The 25,410-nt window shown below is 64.4% G+C and carries 22 protein-coding genes, 1 tRNA gene and 1 riboswitch; of the genes, 9 read left to right on the top strand and 14 right to left on the bottom strand.

Annotated elements, in window-relative coordinates:
• Position 1 precedes the first annotated feature (1 nt).
• The 5 genes from mprF to galE all read right to left on the bottom strand — a co-directional run bounded on the left by mprF (position 2) and on the right by galE (position 8,876).
• Positions 2-2,638, bottom strand: coding sequence for a bifunctional lysylphosphatidylglycerol flippase/synthetase MprF (mprF, locus tag ABLE86_RS05705; protein ID WP_348777968.1), 2,637 nt, complete (start codon positions 2,636-2,638; stop codon positions 2-4).
• A 194-nt stretch (positions 2,639-2,832) separates the two neighbouring features.
• Positions 2,833-4,353 carry a DegQ family serine endoprotease gene (locus ABLE86_RS05700; protein WP_348777967.1) on the bottom strand — a complete coding sequence of 507 codons (1,521 nt, stop codon included), beginning with the start codon at positions 4,351-4,353 and terminating at the stop codon, positions 2,833-2,835.
• Positions 4,354-4,533: 180 nt separating this feature from the next.
• The gene (locus ABLE86_RS05695; RefSeq protein ID WP_348777966.1) at positions 4,534-5,934 is read right to left on the bottom strand and encodes an AcvB/VirJ family lysyl-phosphatidylglycerol hydrolase; all 1,401 of its coding nucleotides are present in this window, start codon (positions 5,932-5,934) and stop codon (positions 4,534-4,536) included.
• A 237-nt stretch (positions 5,935-6,171) separates the two neighbouring features.
• On the bottom strand, positions 6,172-7,629 hold the full coding sequence (gene hydA / locus ABLE86_RS05690) for a dihydropyrimidinase (protein ID WP_348777965.1): 1,458 nt from the start codon (positions 7,627-7,629) through the stop codon (positions 6,172-6,174).
• A 248-nt stretch (positions 7,630-7,877) separates the two neighbouring features.
• Complete coding sequence (galE, locus tag ABLE86_RS05685; RefSeq protein WP_348777964.1) at positions 7,878-8,876, bottom strand: UDP-glucose 4-epimerase GalE; 999 nt, start codon at positions 8,874-8,876, stop codon at positions 7,878-7,880.
• A 234-nt stretch (positions 8,877-9,110) separates the two neighbouring features.
• On the opposite strand from galE, the gene hemA reads away from it, so the two are divergent.
• Positions 9,111-10,388, top strand: coding sequence for a 5-aminolevulinate synthase (gene hemA, locus ABLE86_RS05680; protein WP_348777963.1), 1,278 nt, complete (start codon positions 9,111-9,113; stop codon positions 10,386-10,388).
• 22 nt (positions 10,389-10,410) lie between these two features.
• Here hemA and ABLE86_RS05675 read toward each other — a convergent pair whose 3' ends face one another.
• The 3 genes from ABLE86_RS05675 to ABLE86_RS05665 form a co-directional block, all read right to left on the bottom strand.
• On the bottom strand, positions 10,411-11,577 hold the full coding sequence (locus ABLE86_RS05675; RefSeq protein WP_348777962.1) for a pyridoxal phosphate-dependent aminotransferase: 1,167 nt from the start codon (positions 11,575-11,577) through the stop codon (positions 10,411-10,413).
• Positions 11,578-11,690: 113 nt separating this feature from the next.
• Entirely contained in the window at positions 11,691-12,110 is a 420-nt protein-coding gene (gene mscL / locus ABLE86_RS05670) for a large conductance mechanosensitive channel protein MscL (protein ID WP_348777961.1), read from the bottom strand.
• 253 nt (positions 12,111-12,363) lie between these two features.
• The gene (locus ABLE86_RS05665) at positions 12,364-12,804 is read right to left on the bottom strand and encodes a hypothetical protein (protein ID WP_348777960.1); all 441 of its coding nucleotides are present in this window, start codon (positions 12,802-12,804) and stop codon (positions 12,364-12,366) included.
• Between the two features lie 82 nt (positions 12,805-12,886).
• Between ABLE86_RS05665 and ABLE86_RS05660 the strand changes: the two genes are divergently transcribed.
• Both ABLE86_RS05660 and ABLE86_RS05655 read left to right on the top strand, forming a co-directional pair.
• Entirely contained in the window at positions 12,887-13,234 is a 348-nt protein-coding gene (locus ABLE86_RS05660) for a DUF952 domain-containing protein (RefSeq protein ID WP_348777959.1), read from the top strand.
• The gene (locus ABLE86_RS05655) at positions 13,234-14,322 is read left to right on the top strand and encodes a quinone-dependent dihydroorotate dehydrogenase (protein WP_348777958.1); all 1,089 of its coding nucleotides are present in this window, start codon (positions 13,234-13,236) and stop codon (positions 14,320-14,322) included. The genes ABLE86_RS05660 and ABLE86_RS05655 overlap by 1 nt, the downstream gene beginning before the upstream one ends.
• Before the next feature lie 21 nt (positions 14,323-14,343).
• Here the strand turns inward: ABLE86_RS05655 and ABLE86_RS05650 are convergent, their stop codons facing one another.
• Both ABLE86_RS05650 and ABLE86_RS05645 read right to left on the bottom strand, forming a co-directional pair.
• A complete protein-coding gene (locus ABLE86_RS05650) occupies positions 14,344-15,690 on the bottom strand; it encodes an MATE family efflux transporter (RefSeq protein ID WP_348777957.1) in 1,347 nt (448 codons plus the stop codon).
• 108 nt (positions 15,691-15,798) lie between these two features.
• Positions 15,799-16,062, bottom strand: coding sequence for a DUF6460 domain-containing protein (locus ABLE86_RS05645; protein ID WP_348777956.1), 264 nt, complete (start codon positions 16,060-16,062; stop codon positions 15,799-15,801).
• Positions 16,063-16,214: 152 nt separating this feature from the next.
• On the opposite strand from ABLE86_RS05645, the gene ABLE86_RS05640 reads away from it, so the two are divergent.
• Positions 16,215-16,288, top strand: a tRNA-Gly gene (locus ABLE86_RS05640).
• Between the two features lie 74 nt (positions 16,289-16,362).
• A complete protein-coding gene (locus tag ABLE86_RS05635; protein ID WP_348777955.1) occupies positions 16,363-17,028 on the top strand; it encodes a sugar transferase in 666 nt (221 codons plus the stop codon).
• On the opposite strand, the gene ABLE86_RS05630 is transcribed toward ABLE86_RS05635, so the two are convergent.
• Entirely contained in the window at positions 17,025-17,981 is a 957-nt protein-coding gene (locus tag ABLE86_RS05630) for an NAD-dependent epimerase/dehydratase family protein (protein WP_348777954.1), read from the bottom strand. The two genes, ABLE86_RS05635 and ABLE86_RS05630, sit on opposite strands and share 4 nt — an antisense overlap.
• A gap of 209 nt (positions 17,982-18,190) precedes the next feature.
• Here ABLE86_RS05630 and ABLE86_RS05625 point away from each other — a divergent pair, with 209 nt between their 5' ends.
• Positions 18,191-20,137, top strand: coding sequence for a nucleoside-diphosphate sugar epimerase/dehydratase (locus tag ABLE86_RS05625; protein ID WP_348777953.1), 1,947 nt, complete (start codon positions 18,191-18,193; stop codon positions 20,135-20,137).
• A 38-nt stretch (positions 20,138-20,175) separates the two neighbouring features.
• Here the strand turns inward: ABLE86_RS05625 and ABLE86_RS05620 are convergent, their stop codons facing one another.
• The gene (locus ABLE86_RS05620) at positions 20,176-21,267 is read right to left on the bottom strand and encodes a 2'-deoxycytidine 5'-triphosphate deaminase (protein ID WP_348778575.1); all 1,092 of its coding nucleotides are present in this window, start codon (positions 21,265-21,267) and stop codon (positions 20,176-20,178) included.
• A gap of 78 nt (positions 21,268-21,345) precedes the next feature.
• Positions 21,346-21,422: riboswitch (SAM riboswitch) on the top strand.
• 44 nt (positions 21,423-21,466) lie between these two features.
• Here ABLE86_RS05620 and ABLE86_RS05615 point away from each other — a divergent pair.
• Positions 21,467-22,657, top strand: a complete 1,191-nt coding sequence (locus ABLE86_RS05615) for an O-succinylhomoserine sulfhydrylase (protein WP_348777952.1) — start codon at positions 21,467-21,469, stop codon at positions 22,655-22,657.
• A gap of 377 nt (positions 22,658-23,034) precedes the next feature.
• Here ABLE86_RS05615 and ABLE86_RS05610 read toward each other — a convergent pair whose 3' ends face one another.
• A complete protein-coding gene (locus tag ABLE86_RS05610) occupies positions 23,035-23,622 on the bottom strand; it encodes a DUF922 domain-containing Zn-dependent protease (protein WP_348778574.1) in 588 nt (195 codons plus the stop codon).
• 93 nt (positions 23,623-23,715) lie between these two features.
• Positions 23,716-24,321 (bottom strand): CDP-alcohol phosphatidyltransferase family protein, encoded by a 606-nt coding sequence (locus tag ABLE86_RS05605; protein ID WP_348777951.1) that lies wholly within the window; start codon positions 24,319-24,321, stop codon positions 23,716-23,718.
• Positions 24,322-24,466: 145 nt separating this feature from the next.
• Here ABLE86_RS05605 and apaG point away from each other — a divergent pair, with 145 nt between their 5' ends.
• Positions 24,467-24,859, top strand: coding sequence for a Co2+/Mg2+ efflux protein ApaG (apaG, locus tag ABLE86_RS05600; RefSeq protein ID WP_348777950.1), 393 nt, complete (start codon positions 24,467-24,469; stop codon positions 24,857-24,859).
• A 263-nt stretch (positions 24,860-25,122) separates the two neighbouring features.
• Positions 25,123-25,410, top strand: a complete 288-nt coding sequence (locus tag ABLE86_RS05595; protein ID WP_348777949.1) for a GIY-YIG nuclease family protein — start codon at positions 25,123-25,125, stop codon at positions 25,408-25,410.

The raw sequence follows: 25,410 nt of genomic DNA, 5'->3' as shown, positions 1-25,410 counted from the left end.
GTTAGGCTATCTCCGGCACATTCGAGTTCCTGCGCTTCGGCCGTCGCGCGCTGGAGCCTATCAGCCGGCCGATGCCGCCCGAGATCAGCGCGTTCACGTCGAGCAGCACCTGCGGAATGTTGAGCCCGCCCGGACAGGCCAGATATTGCGGCGTCCACACCGGAGAGAACTTATCCTTGAAGGCGCGCAGCCCCTCGAAGTGATAGAAATCGTCGCCGTGGCGGAAGACGAAAGTGGCCATGCGGTTCCAGCGCGAGGCGAGCGCATGGTCGGAAAGGCCCGACAAGGGCGCGGCACCGAGATTGAACCACCGATAGCCCTGTTCCTTGGCGTAGAGAAGCAGCCTGACGAACAGGGCATCCATCAGCACCTTGGACACGCCCGGCAAATAGCGCATCAGGTCGACCGACATCTCGTTCATGCCACCGCTGCGCCAGATATTGGCGAAAGCGACGATGCGGTTGTCGTTGTCTCGCATCACCGCGCAATCGAAATGCGAAAGATAGGCCGGATCGAAGCGACCGAGCGAAAAACCCTTCTCGCTGCCGCCCTTTTCCTGCAGCCAGGCGTCGGAGACATGCTGCAATTCATTCATAATGGCGGGCACGTCGCTGCGCGGAACGACCTCGAAGACCAGCTTTTCCTTGGCGGCGCGGCGGGCGGCGTAGCGGATCTCCTGGTTCTTGGGGCCTTCCAGGGTGAAGTTCGAAAGGTCGACGCGCGCCACTTCGCCGAGCTTCAGCAGCGCATAGCCCATGTCGAGATAGAGCGGCAGATTGTCGGGACGCACCGCATAGAACACGGCGCGGGCAGCCTCACGGTCCGCCATGTCGCGAAACTGCCAGACCAGATCCTCGACCTGCTCGGGATCGCCCACCGGGTCGCCCATGGAAACCAGCGAGCCTCCTGCCCGGCCATACATCAGAAAGGCGGTGCCATCCGGCGACCAGAGAAATTCCTTGTCGCCGAGGAAAGCGACGTTTGCCTGCGTGTCTGGCGAAGTGGCGACGACGGCCGCGATCGCCCCGGGCTCGGTCTCGGAGCGGCGCTTCGTCTTCGCCGGCGGGCGATTGATCGCTACCGCCACGCCCAGCGCCAGCGTGGCAGCGACGAGGCCGACAGTGGCGCGCAGGAACCGCGGCGCCTCGCCGCTCCAGGCGAACTGCCAGAACAGCTCATTGGAATATTCGACGTGGCTGTAGGAGAAGAAACCGAGCCAGATGGTAGCCACCAGCGTCAGCGCCACCAGCCCGAGCCATTCCCACGACAGCCGGCTGATGCGCTGCGGCGCGCGGCGGTAGAAGGCCTCGCGCGACAGCAACAGGAACACGGCGGCGAAGCTAAGCGTCAGCGCCTCTTCCCAGTCCAGGCCCTTGACGATCGACAGGAACGCGCCGGCAAACAGCATCGCAACCGCGAGCGCCCAGGCCGAGAACAGCCGGCGATGCAGGCCATGCGCCACCACCAGAAGAGCCAGGCCGACGAGGCTGCCGAGGAAGTGGGAAGACTCCACGACGGAAAGCGGCAGCCAGCCCTTCAGCGTCTGGAGACGGTCGGGCACGCCGGGCGTGGCGCCTGAAAGGAGCAGCACGAAGCCCGAAATGAACACCACCGTTGCGGCCACCAATGGCACCAGGGCCTTGATCGCCCGGGAAGGCCCGACAAAGCGGGCCGCAAGCTTGCCGCGGACGATGCCGGCTTCGGCGGCGGCAAGCGCCACCACCGCGATCAGGAACGGCAGGAAATAGTAGATGAGCCGATAGGCCAGCAGCGACGCCAATATGTCCGCCCTGCCCTGCATGCCGAGCCCTGCGATCAGCGTAGCCTCGAAAACGCCGATGCCGCCGGGGACATGGCTGATCGAGCCCAGTATGACCGCGCTCATATACACGGTGAGGAACAGTACGGTTCCCGGCTGCGCGTCGGCCGGCAGCAGCACGTAAAGCACCGATGCCGAAGCCAGCAGGTCGAGCACTCCGACCAGGAGTTGCAGCAGCAACATGCTCCGCCGCGGCAGCGGTATGCGCCAGGAAAAGACCCGAGCCTCGCGGCCTTCCGGCCCGGCGAACACGAACAGGCCCACCAGGGCGGCGACCACCGCCAGCCCCACTATGCGATCCGCCGACGCGTGCAGAAGTCGCAGGAGCGGAACGCCCTCCGGGTCGACGACCAGCGCCAGGCCCACAAGCGTCGTGAACGCCAGCCACAGGCCCATCCAGCTCAGCAGCACCACCTGGCCGATCTCGGCGGCGTCGAGCCCGCTGCGCGAATATGTGCGAAACCGCACCGCACCGCCGGTGAACAGGTGAAAGCCGAGGAAGTTCGAGAAAGCGTAGCCGCTCATGCCGGAAAGCGCGGCATCGCGCCAGGGAACCTTTCCAGGGGCGACGATGTGGCAGGCGAGGATGTCGTAGGTGGCAAGCGCGCAATAGCTGGCGGCCGTGGCGACAAGGGCGAGCAGGATGCCAGACCACTGCATCGCCCCGATGGCCGTCTTTATGTCCTGCAGGCGCAGGCCCGCCGTCATCTGGTGAAAGAGCCACAGCGACGCCACCGTGACCAGGACGGCTGCAATCGGCCCGACATATCCGTAGAGGCGCCCGCGCAACCCCATTTCCTCGGCGGTTTGCTCACTCATGAACGAACCTCGCCTCCAAGCGAAGACATTGACAACGTCTCGTATCGGCCCCGGATCCGTCTAGGTCCGATTTCGCCGCAGACGCGAGCGTTAGTCAATTTCCTCACGGCTTTTTGGCGGCAATGCGCCCGAGGCGTTGCAAAAAATGTCGCCCGGAAGTGCTTCCGGGCGACATTGACGCGACAGGTCCGTGATCAAGCGTGGGCGAAGGGCACCGCAACGAAGGTTTGGGCTTCGCCGCGCTGGATCAGCAGCAACACCGACTTCTTGCCCGATTTGGCCGCGTCGGCCACTGCGCGGCTCGCCTCCTTGGCGTTCTTGACCGGCACCTGATTGACCGAGACGATCACGTCGCCCTCGCGGATGCCCTGTTCGGCGCCCGACTTGTTGGGATCGACATTGGCAACCACCGCGCCCTTCTCGTTTGCCGACAGGTTAAGCGCCTGGCGCACATCGGAGGTGACGTCGCCTAGTCCGAGCCCGAGGCTGGGCACGTTGAAGCCGCCGTCGAACGACTGGTTGGGTGTCTCTTCCGCCAGGACGGGCTTCTGGTCGGTGTCGTTGTTGCCCACGGTGATGGGCAGGTTCTCGCTCTTGCCGTTGCGCCACACGGTGAGATCTTCCTTGGTGCCCGGCGTTACATCGGCGACCATCCGCGACAGTTCGCGCGGGTTCTTGATCTCGTGGCCGGCAAAGCCGGTAATGATGTCGCCGGTCTTGAGCCCGGCCTCCGCCGCCGGCGAACCTTCGCCCACATGGGCAACGATCGCGCCCGCCGCCTTGGCCAGACCGATCGCGTTCGCGACGTCCGGGGTCACCGGCTGGATCTGCACGCCGATAAAGCCATGCTCGATCGAACCGCTCTTGATGAGCTTGGCCACCACCGGCGCGGCCTGGTCGGAGGGAATTGCGAAGCCGACGCCGACATTGCCGCCGTTGGGCGAATAGATGGCCGAGTTGATGCCTACGACGGTTCCGTCGATGCCCAGCAGCGGACCGCCGGAGTTGCCGTGGTTGATGGCGGCATCGACCTGGATGAAGTCGTCATAGGGCCCGCTGTGCAGATCGCGGCCGCGTGCCGAGACGATACCGGCCGTGACTGTCGTGCCGATGCCGAAAGGATTGCCTATCGCCAGCACCTGATCGCCGGGCATGATCTTGTCGGAATCGCCCCATTTCAACGTGGGCAGCGGCTTGTCTGATTTGATCTTGATGACCGCCAGGTCGCTCTTGGCATCGCGGCCGAGCAGCTTGGCGGTAGTCTCGGTGCCGTCGTCCAGTATCACCTTGATCTCGGAAGCGCCGTCGATGACGTGGTTGTTGGTGACGGCAATGCCGCTCGAGTCGATGATGAAGCCGGAGCCGATAGCCTCAGCCCGCTCGCTTTTGGGCCCGCGCTGCGGCATCCGCGGCATACCCTGCTCCCCGAAGAACTGACGAAAATACTCATCAAAGGGCGACCCCTGGCCGAGCGGCGGCATGTTGCCCTCATCGGACGACTGCACTTTCATCTTGGTCATGATGGTCACCACCGCCGGCTTGGCGGCGCTGACAATCGGCGCGAAGGAACCGCCCTGCACTGCAAGCGCAGCAACCGGACTGACGGGGAGCGGGGCGTGAGCATCGGCCCGGAACATCGGCCAGAGCAGCGGAGTGGCGATCAGCGCGGCGCTGAGCAAGGCAGCGACGCGGTGTCTGCGGAGAATGGAGGACATTTGCATGGTCCTTGCGAAGGTTGATCCAAGCACCGTGGCGTGTTCCGTCGATGGAACCGTCTGCTAGACGCCGCCCGGACCCGCATTCGGTCTGCGCATCCGCCACGGATCTTTCCCATGCAATGCTAGTTAGGGCGTCGAACGGCCTCGAATTAGGGTTTTCCAGCACATTACGAAGATTTAATTCCCAGCCGCCGTCTCCGAGACGGGAAGCAGGGCGGGCGCGGCCGGTACCTTCTTGTCCAGCCGGCGGGTCAGGCCGGAGATGATCTTGTCGGCCAGGGCGGCATAGTCGCCGTTGAAATGGTGGCCGCCCGAGGTCTTGACGACCTCGACTTTCCGGCCGGCGAGATCGGGACAGGCCGTGTCGTCTTCTTCCTCGCCATAAATGCATTGGACGAGCGCGGGGTCGATCCTCTCCAGTTCCGGCATCGTGGGCACGGCATCCGGTCCGGATGTGCCCAGCCAGCCCGCCACCGAAATTTCAAAGGAGGCGCTGTGCGAGAAGCCCAGCAGGGAAAGCTGGCTGACCCGCTCCCGGTCGGCCGCGTCCAGCGCATTGAACGCCGCAGGCAATATGTCGGCGCCGAAGGAATAGCCAATCAGCAGAACGTGCCGGACCTTCCACCGCTGGCGAAAGCCGGAAATGAGTTCGTGCAGGTCCTGCGCCATCTCCTGGGGCGTGCGCGCGGTCCAGAAATAGCGCAGCGAATCCACCCCGACGGTCGGCACGCCCCTTTGCTGCAGGATGCCGGCGATGGCCTTGTCGAGGTCGCGCCAGCCGCCGTCGCCGGAGAAGACGATGGCCATGGTGTCATGGGCCGGCTTTGCAGGCAGGGTGACGATCGGCATTTTGCCGGCAGCGGTGGGCAGAGAGCCGACGAGTGAGGTGACCGCCGCCTCCAGCGCCGCATGCGGCGACACCGGGGCGTCGCGGACGGTGATGCCGAAGCCCTGTCCGCGCAGGTCTTCGATGTGCCTGCGCCCCTCGGCAAAAGCCTCGGCGGTGAAGCTGACATCGATCGGATTGGGCAGGTCGCCTTCGGCGAGGCCGTAGACGATGCCCTGCGGCGTGGCACTGCGTGGTGCGCCGCTGCACAGCGTCTTGGTTAGCGGCACGCTGGCGGATGGGTCGACCGCGACCGTGTGGCCCACCGTGTCGGCGGGCGTCTGCGCTGCGATTGCCATGACCAGCCCGCCGCCCTGCCCGGTCCCAGCAAGGATGGGCGGGCTGTAGCTGGGCGCGTTGACGGCGCGCTGGATGCGGTGGCTGAGGCTCTCTATGTCCGAGACGAGATAAGCGCAGTCGTCCCGCATGTCGTCTATCGCACGGAGATATTGCGGCAGGTCGACGCCCACGACGATCGCGCCGGACTTGGTGAGGCGCTGCGCGAAATCGTCATCCGCGGCCGACCAACCGCCTGCATCGGAGAAGACGAAGACGGTGCTGCCCGGCGTCTTTTTAGGGAGAAGGATGCGGGGCTCGGCCAGAAGGCCCTCGCCGAAGTGCGCATTGGGAACCGAGCCCTCGATCAAGAGAAGGCAAAGCGAGATGAGCACGAACCCCAGAAAACGCTTCACTTGCAAGATCCCCCCGACGGGTGGGTGGCAATGCGTTCCGGTTTGCCGCAGGCCGGCGAACGGCCGGTCGGCTTCTCAGGGCGAGGCCCATGCCGGAGCGTGCGGCACCTTGAGCCTGCAAAATGGCCGGCAATATGACGCCTGGGCCGCCGGCCGCAAACGATCCACGGATTTGCCCGTTGGGGTCTTCCGCCCGGCAAGCCGATTGCCGGGCGTGGTTCACGGCGTTGCGGGCGCTCAGACGCCGATCGGCATGTGCTCGGCCGAGCGGGTCACCGCGCGCGGTGCCGTGATCTCCTTCCATTTCGAAAGCGCCTGGTTGACCGCAGCAAAGGGCCGGCGCTTGACGAACTTGCCGCGGCCGGGCTGCGGCTGGTCGTTCTGCCCGTGCGTCCACACCACGTCGCCGCGCGACAGCGTGTAGCGCGGCAGGCCTTTGACCTTGACGCCCTCGAACACGTTGTAGTCGATGATCGACTTCTGGTTGGCGGCCGAGATCGTCTTGGACAGCTTCGGGTCCCAGACCACCAGGTCGGCGTCGGAGCCGGGCAGGATCGCACCCTTCTGCGGATAGATGTTGAGGATCTGGGCGATGTTAGTGGAAGTGGCAGCCACGAACTCGTTCATCGTCAGCCGGCCTGTCTCCACGCCCCGCGTCCACAGCACGGGCATGCGGTCCTCGAGCCCGCCTGTGCCGTTCGGGATCTTGCGGAAGTCGTCGAGGCCGAGCGTCTTCTGCTCGCTGGTGAAGGCGGCGTGGTCGGTGGCCACAACCTGCAACGAGCCGGCGGCAAGACCGGCCCACAGACTGTCCTGATGGAGCTTGTTGCGGAACGGCGGCGACATCACCCGGCGGGCGGCATGCATCCAGTCGCGGTTCTGGTATTCGCTCTCGTCCAGAGTCAGGTGCTGGATCAGCGGCTCGCCAAAGACGCGCATGCCCTTCTGGCGCGCGCGCCGGATCGCCTCGTGGCTCTGCTCGCACGAAACGTGCACGATATAGACCGGCACGCCGGCGGCGTCGGCGATCATGATGGCGCGGTTGGTGGCCTCGCCCTCGACCTCGGGCGGGCGTGAATAGGCGTGCGCCTCCGGCCCCGGCACGCCGGAATCTATGTATTTCTGCTGCAGGGCGGCGACGATGTCGCCGTTCTCGGCATGCACCAGCGGCAGCGCGCCAAGGGCTGCGCAGCGCTGGAAGGAAGCGAACATCTCGTCGTCGTTCACCATCAGCGCGCCCTTGTAGGCCATGAAGTGCTTGAAGGTGTTGATGCCGCGGTCCACCACCTTGGCCATGTCGGAGAAGACCTGCTCCGACCAGCCGGTGACGCACATGTGGTAGGAATAGTCCGACGATGCCTGGCGCGTGGCGCGCGCCTCCCACTCCTCCAGCGCCGCCAGCATGCCGTCCGCACCGGGAATGACGAAGTCCACCACCATGGTGGTGCCGCCCGAAAGCGCCGCAAAGGTGCCGCTTTCCCAGGTTTCGGCGGCAGTGGTGCCCATGAACGGCATTTCCAGATGGGTGTGCGGATCGATGCCGCCCGGCATGATATACGCGCCCTCGGCGTCGATCACGGTATCGCCGGAAAGCCCCTTTCCGATTGCCGAGATGCGCTCGCCCTCGATCAGGATGTCGGCCTCATAGGTCCTGTCGGCGGCGACAATCGTGCCGCCCTTGATCACTTTCGACATTGCGGTCTCCTTCCTTTTCCTGTGCCGGCAGTCGCTGCGTGTTCCCCGTGCAGGCTGCCGTTGTCTTCAAGGTGGCGTGTTTCGGCGCGGCTGTAATAGCCGCCGGCACGCTATTTATTGGGCCACCTTAGCGACTTTCCGGCCGCCGCAAAGAGCCTTTTATTGGCGCGGCCAGCCGCCCGCGGAAGCGGAAGGCTCGCGCGGGCAAGTGGAGGAAGAACAGGAGAGTGTGGGTTTTCTCGGCAGTCCTAGCCGGCGTTGGACGAGTTCTTGCCGGCAAGGATCCTTTCCCAGCCAAGGGCATCCGCCACGATTGCGTCGAGATCGTCATGCTTCGGCCGCCAGCCGAGTTCGCGGCGGGCCAGGTCGGAATTGGCGACGACGGCATCGGCATCGCCCGGCCGCCGGCCGCCCATCGTGACTTCGAACGCGGCGCCATGAACCCGGCGCACAGCCTCGATCACCTCCAGTACCGAATAGCCATGGCCGTAGCCGCAATTGGCGACCAGGTTGCCCTCTCCGGCGCGAAGCCGCTGCAAGGCAAGGTAATGCGCATGCGCCAGGTCGCTGACATGGATGTAGTCGCGCACGCAGGTGCCGTCCGGCGTCGCGTAGTCGGTACCGAAAACCTGCATGGAAGCGCGCTTGCCCTGCGCGGTCTGGCACGCAACCTTGATCAGATGGGTGGCGCCGGGCGTGGACTGGCCGGTTCGGCCGCGGGGGTCGGCACCTGCGACATTGAAGTAGCGCAGCGCGGTGTAGCGCAGGTCGTGGGCCGCGGCCGCATCGCGCAGCATCCATTCGCTCATCAGCTTGGACAGGCCATAGGGCGATTCGGGCGCCAGCCGCGCATCCTCGCGCACGGGTTCCAGCCCCGCAGCGCCATAGACAGCCGCCGTGGAGGAGAAGATGAAGTGCTTCACCCCTTCTCTCACCGCGGTTTCCACCAGGGTGCGGGTCTTGGAAGTGTTGTTCTCGTAATAGGCCAGCGGGTCGGCGACCGATTCCGGCACCACGATCGAACCGGCAAAATGGATGATGGCATCCACGCCATGATCGCGGATCACCCCGCGGACGAGGTCGGCATCACCGATGTCCCCGACAATCAGCGTAGCTTCCGGCGCCACCGCCCAGTCAAACCCCGTCGAAAGGCGGTCGACGACGACCACCTTCTCGCCAGCGTCCAGCAGTTCCCACACCATGTGGCTGCCGATATAGCCGGCGCCGCCAGTCACCAATACGGTCATCGTCCAGTCCCTCATCGTCGACCAAGTCCGACCACGGCATATTGGAAATCACGTCTAAACGCCATCGTCCAGATGCGTCCGAGGCGGGGAAGAGCCTCCCTTGATCTGAATCAAGGAAGCAGCGGCTTGCGCCCCTATATCGACCAAAGACGGCGTGGCATTTTGACCGTCTTCGTGGAATGGACTGAAAAACGCGTCGCGATTATGATCCGACGAAAATCCCGGGAAGCCATTATGAACTATCAGCGATTTTTCGAAGAGGCGATCGACCAGCTTCACGCCGAGCGGCGCTATCGCGTGTTCGCCAACCTGGAGAGGATCGCGGGGTCGTTTCCGCGCGCGATCTGGCGCGCCAACGGGCAGACCCAGGAAATCACTGTGTGGTGCTCCAACGACTATCTCGGCATGGGCCAGCACCCCAGCGTGATCGGCGCCTTCCAGCAGACAGCCGGGCAGATGGGCTCCGGCGCCGGCGGCACGCGCAACATCTCCGGCACCAACCATCCGCTGGTCGAGCTCGAGCTCGAGCTTGCAGACCTGCACCAGAAGGAATCGGCGCTGGTGTTCACCTCCGGTTTCGTTTCCAACGAAGCGTCGATCTCGACCATCGGCCGGCTGCTGCCCAACTGCCTCATTCTCTCGGACGAACTGAACCACGCCTCCATGATCGAGGGCGTGCGCCGCTCGGGCGCGGAGAAGAAGATATTCCGCCACAACGACGTGGCGCATCTGGAGAGCCTGTTGCAGGCGGCGGGCCGCGAGCGCGCCAAGCTGATCGTGTTCGAGTCGGTCTATTCGATGGATGGCGACATCGCACCCATCGCCGGTATCGCTGACCTCGCCGAGAAGTACAACGCCATGACCTATATCGATGAGGTCCATGCCGTTGGCATGTACGGCGCACGCGGCGGCGGCATCACCGAGCGTGAAGGGCTGGCGCACCGCATAGACATCATCGAGGGCACGCTGGCCAAGGCCTTCGGCACGCTGGGCGGCTACATCACCGGCCCCAGCGCCGTGATCGACGCCGTGCGCTCCTATGCGCCGGGCTTCATCTTCACCACCGCGCTGCCGCCGGCCATCGCCGCCGCATCCGCAACTTCGATCCGCCACCTCAAGACATCGCAGGCGGAGCGCGACGCGCAGCAGCAGCAGGCAGCCCAGACCAAGCGGGTGCTTGCCGAGGCCGGCCTGCCGGTAATGCCGTCTGAAACCCACATCGTGCCAATCCTGGTCGGCGACCCGGAGCTGTGCAAGATGGCGTCCGACCGGCTGCTCGGCGTGCACGGCATCTACATCCAGCCGATCAACTACCCGACCGTGCCGCGCGGCACCGAGCGGCTGCGCATCACGCCCACGCCCCTCCACACCGACGCGCTGATCGATACGCTGAAGGACGCGCTGACCGAGACCTGGGATGCGCTCGGCATTCCCTACCGCGGCTCGGACCAGCCTTCGGTGGCCAAGACCGAGCGGATCATCCCGCTGCTGGTGCCCAAGTCGGGCGGCTGAGCCGCCCCCCTCCTCGCTTGCCTCAGCGCTTGCGGATCCAATCCGCGAGCCGCGTCGCCGCCTCCTCGAGCTGGTCGAGGCGGCGGTGGAAGCAGAGCCTGAAGAACGCCTCTCTCCCCTCCCCGAACGCTGTGCCGGGCGCGAGCCCGACATTGGCGTGGTCGATGATGTCGAAGGCCGCGCTGCGCGAATCCTCGATGCCGTCGATGGTAAAGAACAGATAGAACGCGCCTTGCGGGGCGATCACTCGCGCGCGCCCGGTTTCCCCAAGGATGCCGCAGACGAGATCGCGCGCTTGCCGCGCCCGCTCGATCTGCGAGGCGAGGAACCCGTCGCCGTGCTCCAGCGCGGCGATACCACCGCGCTGCATGAACTGGGCCACCCCCGAGGTTGAATACTGGATCAGGTTCTCGAAGGTCTGCTGCAGCGACGGATGCACGCGCAGCCAGCCCATGCGCCAGCCGGTCATGGCCCAGTTCTTGGAGAAGGTGTTGACGAAGACGATGCGGTCCTCGTCTTCCATGAAGTCCATGAAGGAGGGCGCACGCACGCCGCCGTAGTAGAACAGCGCATAGATTTCGTCGGCGATGATCCAGAGGCCATGCCGGCGGGCCAGATCGAGCACGGCCTTCAACTCCTCCATGCTCGCCGTCCAGCCGGTGGGATTGGACGGGCTGTTGAGGAAGATCGCCCTGGTGCGCGGCGTGATCGCGGCCTCGATCTTGCCAACGTCGCAGGACCAGCCATTTTCGGAAAGGTCCAGCCGTACCGCGACCGGCCGGGCGCCGGCAACGCCCGCAGCACCGGGAAAATTCGGCCAGGCGGGGGTGAGATAAATGACCTCGTCGCCGGCTCCGGCAGTAGCCTGGAGTGCCAGTTGGATCGCCTGCATGCCGCCGCCAGTCACCAGAAACTCCTCGGCCGCGAACTGGCGCCCGAAATGTCGCTGATGGTAGCGGGCGAGCGCCTCGCGCAGTTCCGGAATACCGCGCTGCCAGGTGTAGAAGGTTTCGCCGTCGCGCAGGCCTTGCGTGGCCGCATCGGAAATGAAGGCCGGAGTGGGCATGTCGCCCTCGCCCGTCCAGAGCGGGATCAGGCCCTCGCGCCCGCGGCCATAGACGGCAACGGCGGAGATGCCGCTTTCCGGTGCAAGTCGGGCTTCGCGTCGCAGACTTTCAAGCAGGGTCATGTCGCATCCTGACGTTAATAGGAACCAATCAGCCGGGTGGCTTGCCAGCCATCAAACAGAAAACCCCGACCAGAATGGCCGGGGTTTTCCGAATTTCATTGCGCCAGCAACCGCTATTTCTTCGACAACAGGTCGCGGATCTCGGTCAGCAGCACGATTTCGGGCGCCGGCGGGGTCGGCTGGGCCGCCTTCTCTGCAACGAGTCTGCGGCGCAACGTGTTCACGCCCTTGACCATCAGGAAGATTATGAAGGCAAGAATCAGGAAGTTGATCAGCACCGTGATGAAGTTGCCATAGGCGAACACCGCGCCCTGCTTCTTGGCCTCGGCCAGCGTGGTCGCGGTAACCTTGGAGGACAGCGGCAGGAAGTAGTTGGAAAAGTCGAAGCCACCGAAAATCGTGCCGACGACCGGCATCACGATATCGCCGACCAGCGAATTGACGATCAGGGTGAAGGCGCCGCCGATGATGATACCGACCGCCAGGTCGATCACATTCCCCTTCGAAATGAATTCCTGAAATTCCTTGAGCACTGAACCCTCCCAACGGTGCGGCCGCGCGCCGTGATGTCCGCCTCTCGGGCGCGGCTGATGCGCGGCATCATAACAAAAACCCTGAATTGCAAAATGCGAATTGTGATTCAACACAGGAGCGCCAAGGTCGGACGAACATTCGCGTCTGTCGGCAGGCACTTGGCCGATGCCTCACGCCAGGCCACTTGCCTTACGGTTGAGCGCCCTTTCGGCCGACGTTCCGGGCAAGAACGAACGCGGGGTCATGCCAGGTTCAAGTCTTGTTCGGCGTGGGCTGCGGGTTTTCTTCAGGCTCCTCCGAAGGGTTGTCCTCCCTTTCGATGTCCTTGACGACGCCCATGAGGCGGCGGAGGAAGCGCTCCATGTAGCCCATGCCCTTCTCGAACTCTTCCTCGGTGGGAAGCGCCGGCGCCGCGGCCTCCCTGTTCTCGAGCGCGGCAACGCGATTTTCGAGCGCCTTCAGCGAATTTTCCAGATGTTCGATTTGGTCCTGATAGGCGTCGCGCTCGTCGGCGGCCAGCTTGCAGACGAGTTGGCCACCATAGTCCTCGCAGATCGACATCGCGCCGGTCTTCGTGTCCATCCGCACGTAGCCCTTCTCCGTCTTCTCGAGCCGGTAGCGCTCTTGCTCGGCATGGGCACCGGCTGCCTGCGTGACGAGAATTGCCGTAAGGGCGATGGCAGTGGCACGCATGGGTTCCTCCATTCGCAAGTTGCGCCGGAATTTGCGAGGGGCGGCGCTTTCCCCGCTCCTGCTTTCGGACTATAGGGCGCGCATGCGACAGATCATCTACAAAATTTGCCCCGAAGCGCTTTGGCGCGAGGCCGAGGCATCCGGCACCTTCACCGGCGCGCCGGTGGACCTTGCCGACGGCTTCATCCACTTCTCCACTGCAGAACAGGTGCGGGAAACCGCGGCCAAGCATTTCGCCGGACAGGACGGCCTGCTGCTGGTCGCCATCGACGAGGCCAGGCTTGGCCCTGCGCTGAAATATGAGGTTTCTCGCGGCGGGGCACTGTTTCCGCATCTTTTTGCGCCGCTGGACCTTGAGGCGGTCGTCTGGGTCAAGCCGCTGCCGCTGGACGCGGGCGGCTCGCATGTATTTCCGGCCCTGGAGGCGTGATGAGCCTTTTCGACACGCTCGGCCGCAACCTGCTGTTCACTTTCGATCCCGAGACGGCGCACGGGCTTTCGATCCGCGCGCTGCGCTGCGGAGTTCCGCTGCCCGGCAGGGCGGTGTCCAGCCCGCGGCTGCGCGTTTCCCTGTGCGGGCTCGATTTTCCCAATCCGCTTGGCATGGCGGCAGGCTACGACAAGAACGGTGAGGTGCCTGATGCGCTGCTGCGGCTGGGCTTCGGCTTTGCCGAGATCGGCACGGTGACGCCGCTTGCCCAGTCCGGCAACCCCAAGCCGCGCATCTTCCGCCTGACCGAGGATGAGGCCGTCATCAACCGCCTGGGCTTCAACAATGAAGGCCACGAGCGCTGCGAGCAGCGGCTTGCCGCCCGCGCCGGGCGCCCCGGCATCGTCGGCGTCAATATCGGCGCCAACAAGGACAGCGCCGACCGCATCGGCGACTACGAACTTGGCGTGAAGCGCTTTGCGCGCCACGCCAGCTACCTCACGGTCAACATCTCCTCGCCCAACACGCCGGGCCTGCGCAACATGCAGGCACGCGAAAGCCTGGCCGAGCTGCTTTCCCGCGTGATGGCCGCGCGCGACGCAGAGGCGGCGCGGCTTGGCCGCAAGACGCCGATCTTCCTCAAGATCGCGCCTGACCTGCATGAGGCCGACCTAGAGGATATTGCCGCCGAGGTTGTGGAGAAAGGCGTCGAGGGCATCATCGTCTCCAACACGACCATCTCCCGCCCTCACCTCGCCAGCTCGCAACGCAATGAGACCGGCGGTCTCTCGGGCAAGCCGCTGTTCGCGCGCTCTACCATCGTGCTGGCCAAGATGCGCCGGCTGCTCGGCCCTGACGTCGCGATCATCGGTGTGGGCGGCGTGAACTCGAGCGACACCGCGCTGGAGAAGATCCGCGCCGGCGCCGACCTGGTGCAGCTTTATACCGGGATGATCTATGCCGGGCCGACCATGCCGGCGCGCATCGTTGAAGGCATGGCCCGCTTCGCCGAGGCGGAAGGCATTTCCAGCCTGAGCGAGATACGGGGTGCGCGCCTGGCCCACTGGGCCGACCGCACGCTCGACTGACCGCTTTTCCGGCTGATGTGCTCAGCCGGCAAAGGTGGCGCGCACGTTCCTTGGCACGATCGACAACAGGCTCAAGCCGCGCGCGATGAGAAACACGTGCAGTGCCGCCCAGAGCCCATGATTGCCGAAAAAGTGGCCGAACACCGCAAGCGACGCCACGAAGGCCGCGAATGACAAAAGCATCATGTTGCGCATGTCGCGTGACCAGGTCGCGCCGATGAAGACCCCATCCATCTGAAAGGCCATGACGCCGCTTAGCGCGGTGAAGGCAGCCCACGGCAAGTAGATCGCGGCCTCCGCCTGCACTGCCTCGGCGGTGGTGACCAGGCCGATCAGCCTTTCGCCGAACAGCAGCACCACCATGCTTGCCACCCCTGCGAGCGCAAATCCCCACAGCGACGTCAGCCTGATGGCCCGGTTGAACGCCGGCAGATAGCGCGCGCCGACCGCCCTGCCGGCCAACTGCTCGGCGGCGGTGGCGAAGCCGTCGAGGAAATAGCTCGACACCATGAAGAAATGCATCAGCACCGCATTGGCGGCGAGCGTCACCGTACCAATCTGCGCAGCCTGGCGCGTCAACAGCGTGAACGCCCCCATCAGCACGAAAGAGCGGATCATGATGTCGCCGTTCAGCGCCAGCATGCGGCGCATCGCAGTTGCTTCGAAAATCTCGCGCCAGGCAATCTTGGGCATCGCCGCGAAGCGGCGCGCGATGATTGCCAGGGCAAGCAGCATTGCGACCGCTTCGCCACAGACAGTGCCCCAGGCGACCCCTTCGATGCCCCAGCCGAAGTGAAGCCCGAACAGGACCGACAGCGCGATGTTTACGCCGTTGAGCACGAGTTGCAGGAACAGGCCCATCCCAGCCTCCCCGCGCCCGAGGAAGTAGCCGAGCATGGCGTAGTTCAGGAGCGATGCAGGCGCCGAAAGCAGCCGGATGCGGATATAGGTGTCCATGGCCGCGGTGACGCGCGGCTCGGCCGCCATGAACCACTCGCCCAGCGCGGCAACAAGCGGTGCCAGCAGGATGAGCGCAAGGCCGCAGGCCAGCGCGATGGCTCCGGCTCTCAGCAGCACTGCCCGCTCTTGCCCCGTATCTCCCCGGCCAAAGGCCTGGGCGACGAGACCGGTGGTGCCGGAGCGCAAGAAATTGAAGCTGGTGAACACCACGTCGAAGACGATCGCGCCGGCGGCCAGACCGCCCAGCAAGGCAGCGTCCCCGAATTGCCCCACAACGGCCGTGTCCACCACGCCGAGCATGGGAGTGGTGATGTAGGCAAGCGTCATCGGGATGGCGATGGCGAGCACGCGCCGGTTGCTTACCTCGAATGCGGTGGGGCCGTTCTGCGTCAACCGGTTCTGATCCACGTCGGTTCTTTCAGTGCGAGACGACCCGATGTGCAGTATCCGCGCAGGTTAGCGCAAGGGCCGGATGTCAGGAGAGGTTGCATCCTGTCACCCGCGCGTGGCCGACGCTCAGCGCCGATAGCTCAAAAGCCGCAGGACGACGAAGACCGGCACCACCACCGCGGCACCCAGCAGGAAATAGCCCACGAAGCGGTCTATCGCCTTGAAACCCATGTTCCAGAGCTGCAGCACGAAATCGCGGATCTGGTAGAAGACATCATAGGGCGACCAGCCGAAATAGCTCATCACGATGCCCACCAGAAACGATACCACGAGCAGCTTGAGGAAGATCCGAAGCGGGGTATCACCGAGAAAGCGCGTAAATTCGGACACGGGTCGTCCTCCTGCGATTCGCGTTACGATTGCCTTCGTGCGCACATAGGCGAGTTTGGGCGGCACGTTCAAGCGCCGCTACCCACGGAATGCTGCCTCGGCGAGATTTGCGATTGCCGACCGGCGCGGGTCCATGATATTCGGGGCGGTACGCGGGTATGATGTAATGGTAGCTTGTCAGCTTCCCAAGCTGAACGCGCGGGTTCGATTCCCGCTACCCGCTCCAGCTTCATTGACGGTCTCCTTATTTCGAATTCGCGACCGCGCGCGGCACACGCGATACCCACAATTTCCGGCGGCATGCGCTTTGACATCGGCTCGATCCAAAGCCAAATGGCGGCGATCTTTCTCGCGCGGGGCTATGGCATTGAACCGATCTGGCAAAACTCTCTGCAGGCGTCGGCCGTGCTGAAGCGGAGCTTCGACCTTCTAGCCGCGATCCTTGGCATCTGCGCGCTCGCGCCGGTCATCGGCCTCGGAGTCCTGGCGGTCCGCCTGACCTCACCGGGAGGGGGCATCTTCTCGCAACGCCGGGTTGGACGGAACGGCAAGATTTTCAACTGCCACAAGCTCCGGACGATGCACGTGGAAACGCCCGAGGTGCCCTCGCATGAAGGCTCAGTCAGCTTCGTCACGCCGCTGGGGCATTTCCTGCGCCGAACCAAGCTGGACGAACTGCCCCAACTCTACAACGTGCTGCGAGGCGAAATGAGCTTCGTCGGGCCCCGGCCCTGCCTGCCAACGCAGACCGAGCTTGTTCGGGAACGCCAGAAATACGGCCTTCTCGCCCTGCGGCCGGGCATAACCGGGCTGGCGCAGATACGCGGCATCGACATGTCGGACCCGAAGCGCCTGGCCGCGATCGACGCCGAATATGCCAAGAGCGCCTCGCTCGCCGTGGACTTGCGAATTTTGTGGGCCACGGTTTTCCGCGGGGCCGGCCGAGGCGACAGGCTGCGCGGCTAGACGCTCCGTTCCAGAAGATAACGCTCAGCAGAGGCACATATGGCTTCCCGGGCCGTGAGCGGAGGCGCCCATCGGAAGGCCGCGCGGAAGCGGCTGGAATCCACCTCCAGGTCGCCCAGAAGACTGCGCGCGACACGGCCCTGCCCGGCCGCGCCCAACAGCGCCCGCAAGCCGCTCTCGGGAAAAGCCCATAACCCGGGTGAGCGCTTCATGCCCTGCCGGAGCCAGCCGATCAGCTCAGCCAGGCTGACGGACTCGGAATCCGCTACCGCGTAGACACCGCCTCTCTCCTGATCGATGAGCGGAGCGTTCACCACCGTCGCAATGGCATCGGCGAGGTTGTCGACGGCGATCAGGCTTCTGCGGTTGCGAACCGCCGCAAAGGGCAGTGGCAGCCCGGAAGCCGCCAGCCGCTGCAGCAGGGCCCAGTTGCCCTTGGCGTTCCAGCCGTAGACCAGCGGCGCCCGGATCGAGATGCCGCCGCGACCTTGCCGCGAAAAGCTTGCGACGTGGGATTCGGCAGCCAGCTTGGACAGGCCATAAGGGTTGCCCGGCCCGCGCAACAGGGTATCGCCGGATACCGGCGCGCCGCTTGAATTGTCGGCCACCGCGAGCACGCTGGACAAGTGGACGAACAGCTTCACGCCGGCTTCGAAAGCCTGTTCGGTGAGACGGGCGGTGCCGAGATTGTTGACCTTGTCGAAATCGCCCGGCGTGACGCCACGGCCCGGCACCTGCGCCGCCAGGTGGATAACCGCATCGCAGCCGTCCAACGCCCTGCTCCAATCGGTGTGCGGACCGAGGCCGCCTACGACGATTGTCTCAGCCCGGCCGAAGGTATTCGCGAGCGGCGATCGTGTCGCAATGGCGATATCGTGCCCATCCTCGGCCAGCCTGCTCAGCAGGTGACCGCCGACGAAGCCGCTCGAACCTGTGACCAGAATCCTGGTCAAGACAGTTCCGCCTCAGCCGGCCCGGCATGCGCTGGTATGGCGCTTGCCAGGTTGGGGCAAGAATGCCTGCCATTGAATACCCGGTGAATTAACGAAGGCATTTCTGTGGCCCTATCGCCAATTTGGGCGCCTTTGTGTTATTGGGAGGTCCGAGGCTTTATATTCAAGGCCTTAATGAGGCGTCAAACGCTTCGGGGACACAAATTGGAATGATTTCGCTTTTCGGCGCGCGCAGAATCAATCTCTGGCGGCTCGGAAGTATCGCGCTTGACCTGGCAATCGCCGCAGGCGCGTTCTTCTCCGCCTATCTGTGCGCGTATGGGCACATCCGTCTGCCCCATGTGCCCGGCATGTGGGAAAAGACGGCCTCGTTCACTGCCGTCTGCGCTGCCTGCTTTTTCATTTTCAATGTGCAGAAAGGCTCCTGGCGCTACGTGTCGCTTTCGGAACTGGGCGCCTTGACGAAGGCGACGGTGGTCGCAGTCGGCGTCTACACGATGGGAGCTTTCCTGCTCTCGCGCGGCGTAAATATGCCGCGCAGCGTTCCCGTGCTGTCAGCCCTCTTCCTGATCGCTGGCATGTCTGCCACGCGAGTCGTGTACCGGCTGGCGATGGAGGGCAACTGGAAGGCGGGTTTCTTCGGATCGAACTGGGCGAACAGGAGCCGCAAGGTCGTGCTTCTCGGGCTTTCGAACAGCGCCGAGAGTTTCATCCGCAGCACCAGGCGCAGCAGCGCCAGCAATCTGTCGGTGGTCGCGATCTTCGATGACGATCCGCGCAACCGCTCGCGCATGGTGCATGGCGTCAAGGTCGTGGGCACGCTGGCCGACATGGAAAGCCATGTAAGACGCCTCGAACGCGGCGGCTTGAAGATTTCGGAACTGGTCGTCACGGAGCAGCAGCCGAGCCGGCAGCGACTGAACGAGATCCTCGAAGTGGCCACAGGCTCAGGCCTGAAGGTGACCAGAATTCCCGACATGACGGCGACCTTGTCTGTCACCAGCAGCCTTCTTGCCGAACCCAAGCCTATCGAACTGGAAGACCTGCTTGGACGCCCCGAGGTGGCGCCCGACACGGAAAGCATAGCCCACCTGATCAACGGGCGCGTGGTGTTGGTTACCGGTGCTGGCGGCTCGATCGGCTCGGAACTGTGCCGGCAGATCGCCACCTCCAATCCGGGGCTGCTGATCGTCACCGACAGTTCGGAGTTTCATCTCTACACGATCGACAATCAGCTGCGCAAAACCTATCCGAAGCTGCCGATCGTCACCCGGTTCGTAAATGTGCGCGACGCAACCCGCGTCAACGACATTTTCCGCCTCTACCGGCCGGATGTCGTATTTCATGCGGCCGCGCTCAAGCATGTTCCGCTGGTCGAGGACAACCCGATCGAAGGCGTCAAGACGAACATTCTCGGCACCCGCAACGTGGCCGACGCGGCGCTGGCCAACGATGCCAAAGCCTTCATCATGATCTCCACCGACAAGGCGGTGAACCCGACGAGCGTGATGGGGGCGACGAAACGCGCCGCGGAAGCCTATTGCCAGGCCCTGGACGCGAGTTTGGCGTCCACACGTTTCAAGACCGTGCGGTTTGGCAATGTGCTGGGCTCGAACGGCTCCGTCGTGCCCCGCTTCCAGGAACAGATCGCCGCCGGTGGCCCGGTGACGGTCACGCATCCGAACATCGTGCGCTTCTTCATGACCATTCCCGAGGCAGTGCGCCTGGTCCTGCATGCGTCTGCGCACGCACTGCGGCATCGGGGCGAGCGCGGCAGGATCATGGTGCTGGACATGGGCAAGCCCGTCCGCATCGTGGAGCTGGCGGAACGCATGATCCGGCTTGCGGGCTTCAGGCCGCATGCCGACATCGAAATCTCTTTCGTCGGGCTTCGTCCTGGAGAAAAGCTCTACGAGGAACTGTTCGATCCCTCGGAAGTGCGGGACGCCAAGACCGACGAGGGCTATGTGATCGCCTCGCCGCGCGTGATCGACAAGACGCTGCTGCACCGCACTTTTGCCAGCCTGGAGGCTGCGGCGGCGCGCGAAGATGCCGACAGGGTAATCGAGCTCCTGTCGCACCTGGTGCCCGAATACCGGGCAGCCAGGCCCTCCTCGATCGAGGTCCTCGAGGCGGACACCTCGGAACTTAATTGACCCGCCTTCAGCTTCAACGGGCAGCGCGACCGCCCGTTTCAGGCGGTGCGAAAATGCTTGGAAAGCTTCAGGCCCTGCGCCTGATAGTTAGATCCGAGATCCGTTCCGTAGAGCGCGTTCGGCCGCGACAGCATGTGCTCATAGACGAGACGGCCGACGATCTGGCCGTGCTCGAGAATGAAGGGCACCTCGTGGCTGCGCACTTCCAGCACGGCGCGGCTGCCGGTGCCGCCCGCGGCGGAATGGCCAAAGCCGGGATCGAAGAAGCCGGCATAGTGGACGCGGAATTCGCCGACCAGCGGATCGAAAGGCGTCATCTCGGCCGCATGCCCGGGCGGCACATGCACGGCCTCGCGGCTGACGAGGATGTAGAACTCGTCGGGATCGAGCACCAACTCGCCCGCGCCGCGCCGGTAGAGCGGCTCCCAGAAATCGTGCAGGTCCTGCGCCGCGCGCTTGTCGACGTCGATCAGCCCGGTGTGATGCTTGGCGCGGTAGCCGATCAGGCCGTCCTTGTCGCCCTGCAGGTCGATGGAGAGCGCGATCCCGCCGCCGGAAATGTTCGGCGTCTCGGAGGCGACGAGCGTTTCCGCCTGATGCAGGTCGTGAAGCTCGGCCTCGGTCAGCAGCGCGTTGCCGATACGGAAGCGTATCTGCGACAGGCGCGAGCCGGTGCGCGCGATGATGGGGAAGGTGCGCGGGCTGACTTCCAGGTAGAGCGGCCCCGCGTAACCGGCCGCGATCTTGTCGAACTCCTGGCCGTGGTCGGTCATGAGGCGGGTGAAGATGTCGAGGCGGCCGGTCGAGCTCTTCGGATTGGCCGAGGCCGAGATCGCCTGCGGCAGCGCGAGGCTTTCAAGCAACGGCACGATGTAGACGCAACCGGTTTCCAGCACGGCGCCCTGCGTCAGGTCGATCTCGTGCAACTTGATCCGATCAAGCTTCTCGGCAACCTTGTGGCCGGGGCCCGGCAGGAAGCTCGCGCGCACGCGGTAGGCCTTTTCGCCCAGGCGCAGGTCGAGGCTGGCCGGCTGGATCTGGTCTGGGTCGAGCGGGCGAGCGGAAACCAGTGCTCCCGACTGGAAGATTGCCGAGATCTCCTGATCCGGAAGAATGCCTGCCTTCGCCAATGCCTGCTCCGCTGAAATGATCGAAGGACGTTTAATGATGTAGATCATTGACGCAAGCCGGCACGAGGTCTAAATGGGCTTTATCCCCGTGGTGATTTGCCGGTCGGCTTGCAGCCACGTTAAACAAGTCGCTAAAGGGCCGCTCGTGCACCGGCATGCGACTCTTCGCGGCCGGTTTTTTTGTGTTTGGATCAAGGCAATGACAAAAAACAAGCACGACTGGAAGCCTGCAACCCAACTCGTCCATTCTGGAGTGCTGCGCTCCGAATTCGGCGAAACCGCCGAGGCGATGTTCCTGACCCAGGGCTATGTCTACGACACCGCCGAGGCGGCGGAGGCGCGCTTCAAGGGCGAGGCGCCGGGCTTCATCTACTCGCGCTACGCCAACCCGACCGTCGACATGTTCGAAAAGCGCATGTGCGCGCTGGAGGGCGCCGAAGACGCCCGCGCGCTGGCCTCGGGCATGGCCGCGGTGACAGCGGCTATCCTGTGCAGCCTCAAGGCCGGCGACCATATCGTGGCGGCGCGCGCGCTGTTCGGCTCTTGCCGCTGGGTGGTGGAGACGCTGGCGCCCCGCTACGGCATCGAGGCGACGCTGGTGGACGGGCGCGAGATCGCCAACTGGGAAAAGGCGGTGCGTCCCAACACAAAGGTGTTCTTCCTCGAAAGCCCGACCAACCCGACGCTGGAGGTGGTGGACATCGCCGCCGTGGCTGCACTCGCCAATTCGGTCGGCGCGCGGCTCATCGTCGACAATGTCTTCGCCACGCCGCTGATGCAGAAGCCGCTGGAGCTCGGCGCACATATCGTGGTCTATTCGGCCACCAAGCATATCGACGGCCAGGGCCGCTGCCTGGGCGGCGTGATCCTCTCCGACAAGCAGTGGATCGACGAGAACCTGCAGGACTATTTCCGCCATACCGGCCCGAGCCTTTCGCCGTTCAACGCCTGGACGCTGCTGAAGGGGCTGGAGACGCTGCCGCTACGCGTGAGCCAGCAGACGGAAAGCGCGGCCAAGATCGCCGATTTCCTGGCCGGGCGGCCGGAGGTGGCGCGAGTGATCTATCCCGGCCGCGCCGACCATCCGCAGGCCGATATCATCAAGAAGCAAATGACTGGCGGCTCGACGCTGATCTGCTTTGATCTCAAGGGCGGCAAGAAGTCGGCCTTCGCCTTCGAGAACGCGCTCGACATTGTGTTGATCTCCAACAATCTCGGCGACTCCAAGAGCCTCATCACCCATCCGGCCACCACCACCCACAAGAACCTGACCGACGAGGCGCGCGCCGAACTCGGCATCGGCGACGGCACGCTGCGCCTTTCGCTGGGGCTGGAGGATATCGACGACCTTCTGAAGGACATCGACGGCGCGCTGAAGGCGGCGGCGTAAAGCCCCAAGCGGCGGGGCGCCCTCCCTCCCCCTTGAGGGCAGAGCACATTGAGTTCGACCCCCACTCCGGTTTGCTGCGCAAACCACCTCTCCCCCGCTCGACGGGGAAGAGGAAACGCCGTCCGCGACGCTGGCTCCCTTCCTCTCCCCTCTTGAGGGGGAGAGGTGCCGAGCGAAGCGAGGCGGAGTGGGGGTAAGCCGAGACATACGCGATCGCCTTGCGCGTCATCCCACCTCGTGGATCGAGGCTCGCACCTATTCATCGCCACGCCCGCTTTCGCGTCTGGCCGTTGTCCCTCGTGCTCCGGCCCGAGGATAACGAGTTGGGGCGACCGGCGCCGCTCGCCGGATTCGGCATTGGAGACCGCGCCTGCGACCTACCCGCCATTCACCAATGCAAGGATAAGCTGGTGGACATTGCCGCCGTCGCTGAGCTCGACCCGGTCGAAGTCGCGGCTGCGCTGGCGCTGCGCCAGCGAGATCTCTGCCAGACGCTTCGTCAACTCTTCGCGGACCTTGCTGCAACCGGCATCGTCGGGAACGGAAAAGCCGATGCTCAGCTGCTCGATTTCCTTCACCATGTCCTTGATGTGGTCGCCGTGCACCCGCTCATGCGCCTCGACCCCTGAATAGAACGCTTCCCAGCTCGTCCTGATGGCGGGCGGCAGTTTTCCGCTCGGCCGGGGCAGCAGGTAGGTGATGGTGAGGTTGGGCCGCGCCGAAACCAGCGTGCAGGCGCCATCCTTCTGTGGCTCGTATTTGCGCGACCAGGTGAGCTTGAAATTGGTCTGCGCGATTGTGCGGATGCCAAGGCTTCCCACCTTCGGGCCCTGTGCGCCGATCGAGGCGTAGAGCTCGGGACCGGTCTTGCCCGATATGGCGTAGGTCTCGACCTTCTCGACCGCCTGCCACTCGGCGTGGGCGACGACGGGCAGCGACGAGGCGAAGGCCGCCAGCAGGCAAATTCGGACTGCCTTGTTCACGCGAATCCCCCGGGAATTTCGATGCGCGCGGAAGCTAGGCGCGGCCGGTGCGGCTTGCAATGCGGCATGAGGCCTTCATCGAAATGTGCGCGCCGCCAGCACGATGCGCGATAGCGCCGTGTAGAAGCTGAGCGCGGCAAACGCATAGGCGATGGCCGGAAACCAGCCCGGGAACAGGCAGAAGGCAGTGAAGGCGGCCAGCGTCTCGGTGGCTTCGGCGAGGCCCGCCGTGAAGAACAGCGACTTCTCGCCCCGCGGCTTGCCCGGCAGCTTGCGCCGTTCGGCCATGACTGCATAGGCGAGGAAGGTCGAGCCATTGACGTAGAAGGAAAGCAGCAGCACGGCGCCGGCAACCGCATTGGCCGCAGGATCGGCCAGCACGAAACCGAGCGGAATGGCGCCATAGAAGGCGAAGTCGAGCACGATATCGAGATAGCCGCCGCGATCGGTGCGGCCGTTTACCCGCGCCACGGCGCCATCCAGCCCGTCGCCCAAGCGGCTGGCAAGCAGCAGCGCAAGCCCGGTGAGGAACCAGCCCTTAGCAATCGCCGCAGCAGCCAGGAGCCCGACGCCGAAGGCGACGAACGTCACCGCATCGGCCGATACCCCGGCCCTCGCCAGAAGGACCCCGCCTGCATCCAGCACCGGGTCGATGCGCTTGCGCGCCCAACCGTCCAGCATCCGCCTACCCCCTGCTGCGTCATTGCGCCCAATAGACGACAATTGCCGCCATGGGGAAATCACAATCACGAGGAAGATGAACCAAAGCCGTTGACCGTCTGCCGCTCAGGGCGGATTCTTTCGGGAACTTAGGAGTGCGACTGCCATGTACCGCGCCGTAACGCGCAACATCGAGGTGAGTGTGGAGCCGTTCTATCTCGAGGAACGCTCGAACCCCACGGAAAGCCGCTATGTCTGGGGCTATCGGGTGACCATTGCCAACCAGTCGGACGAATTCGTGCAGTTGCTGTCGCGCTACTGGCAGATCACCGACGAGAGCGGCCGGGTGGAGGAAGTACGCGGCTCGGGCGTCGTCGGCGAACAGCCGGAGCTGAACCCCGGCGACAGCTACCAATACATGTCCGGCTGCCCGCTCACCACGCCCTCGGGCATCATGGTGGGGCGCTACACCATGCGCAACGAACGCGACGAGTTGTTCGACGTAGAGATTCCGGCCTTTTCGCTGGATCTGCCCGGAACGGCCCACACGGTGAACTGACGCGGCGGTAATGCGTCGGTAAGCGTCTTCCTGAGAGGAACGGCGCGCTGCTGCGAGGTTCCGGCATGGATCCTCGGGTCAAGCCCGAGGATGACGAACCGAAAAATGTCACTGCCAACTTTCGCCGATAGGTGCCTTGCAGAAACGCCTCTGCCTTCGTCATCCTCGGGCTTGACCCGAGGATCCATGCCGTAACGCATCAACCAAGCCATGCAGGCAGAATGCAGGATTGCGTCCTTGGACCGATCCGCTACCGTCCAACCATGACGGGCTATGTGTACATGACAGCCAGCCAGAAACGCGGCACGATCTATATTGGCGTGACCAACGACCTTGGCCGTCGCATCCCGGAGCACAAGGAGGGCAAGGGATCGCGCTTCACGGCGCGGTACGGCGTGCATCGGCTGGTGTGGTACGAGGAACATTTCGACATCCGCGACGCGATCCAGCGCGAGAAGTCACTCAAGCGCTGGCTGCGTCAGTGGAAGATCGAATTGATAGAAGCTTCCAACCCCGACTGGAACGAACTCCTGCGGGGTTCCGGCTGGTGA

Source organism: Mesorhizobium sp. KR2-14 (assembly GCF_040049255.1).
Classification (GTDB): Bacteria; Pseudomonadota; Alphaproteobacteria; order Rhizobiales; family Rhizobiaceae; genus Pseudaminobacter.
Note: the sequence above shows the minus strand (reverse complement) of the source record. Positions and strands in the feature narration are given on the sequence as shown.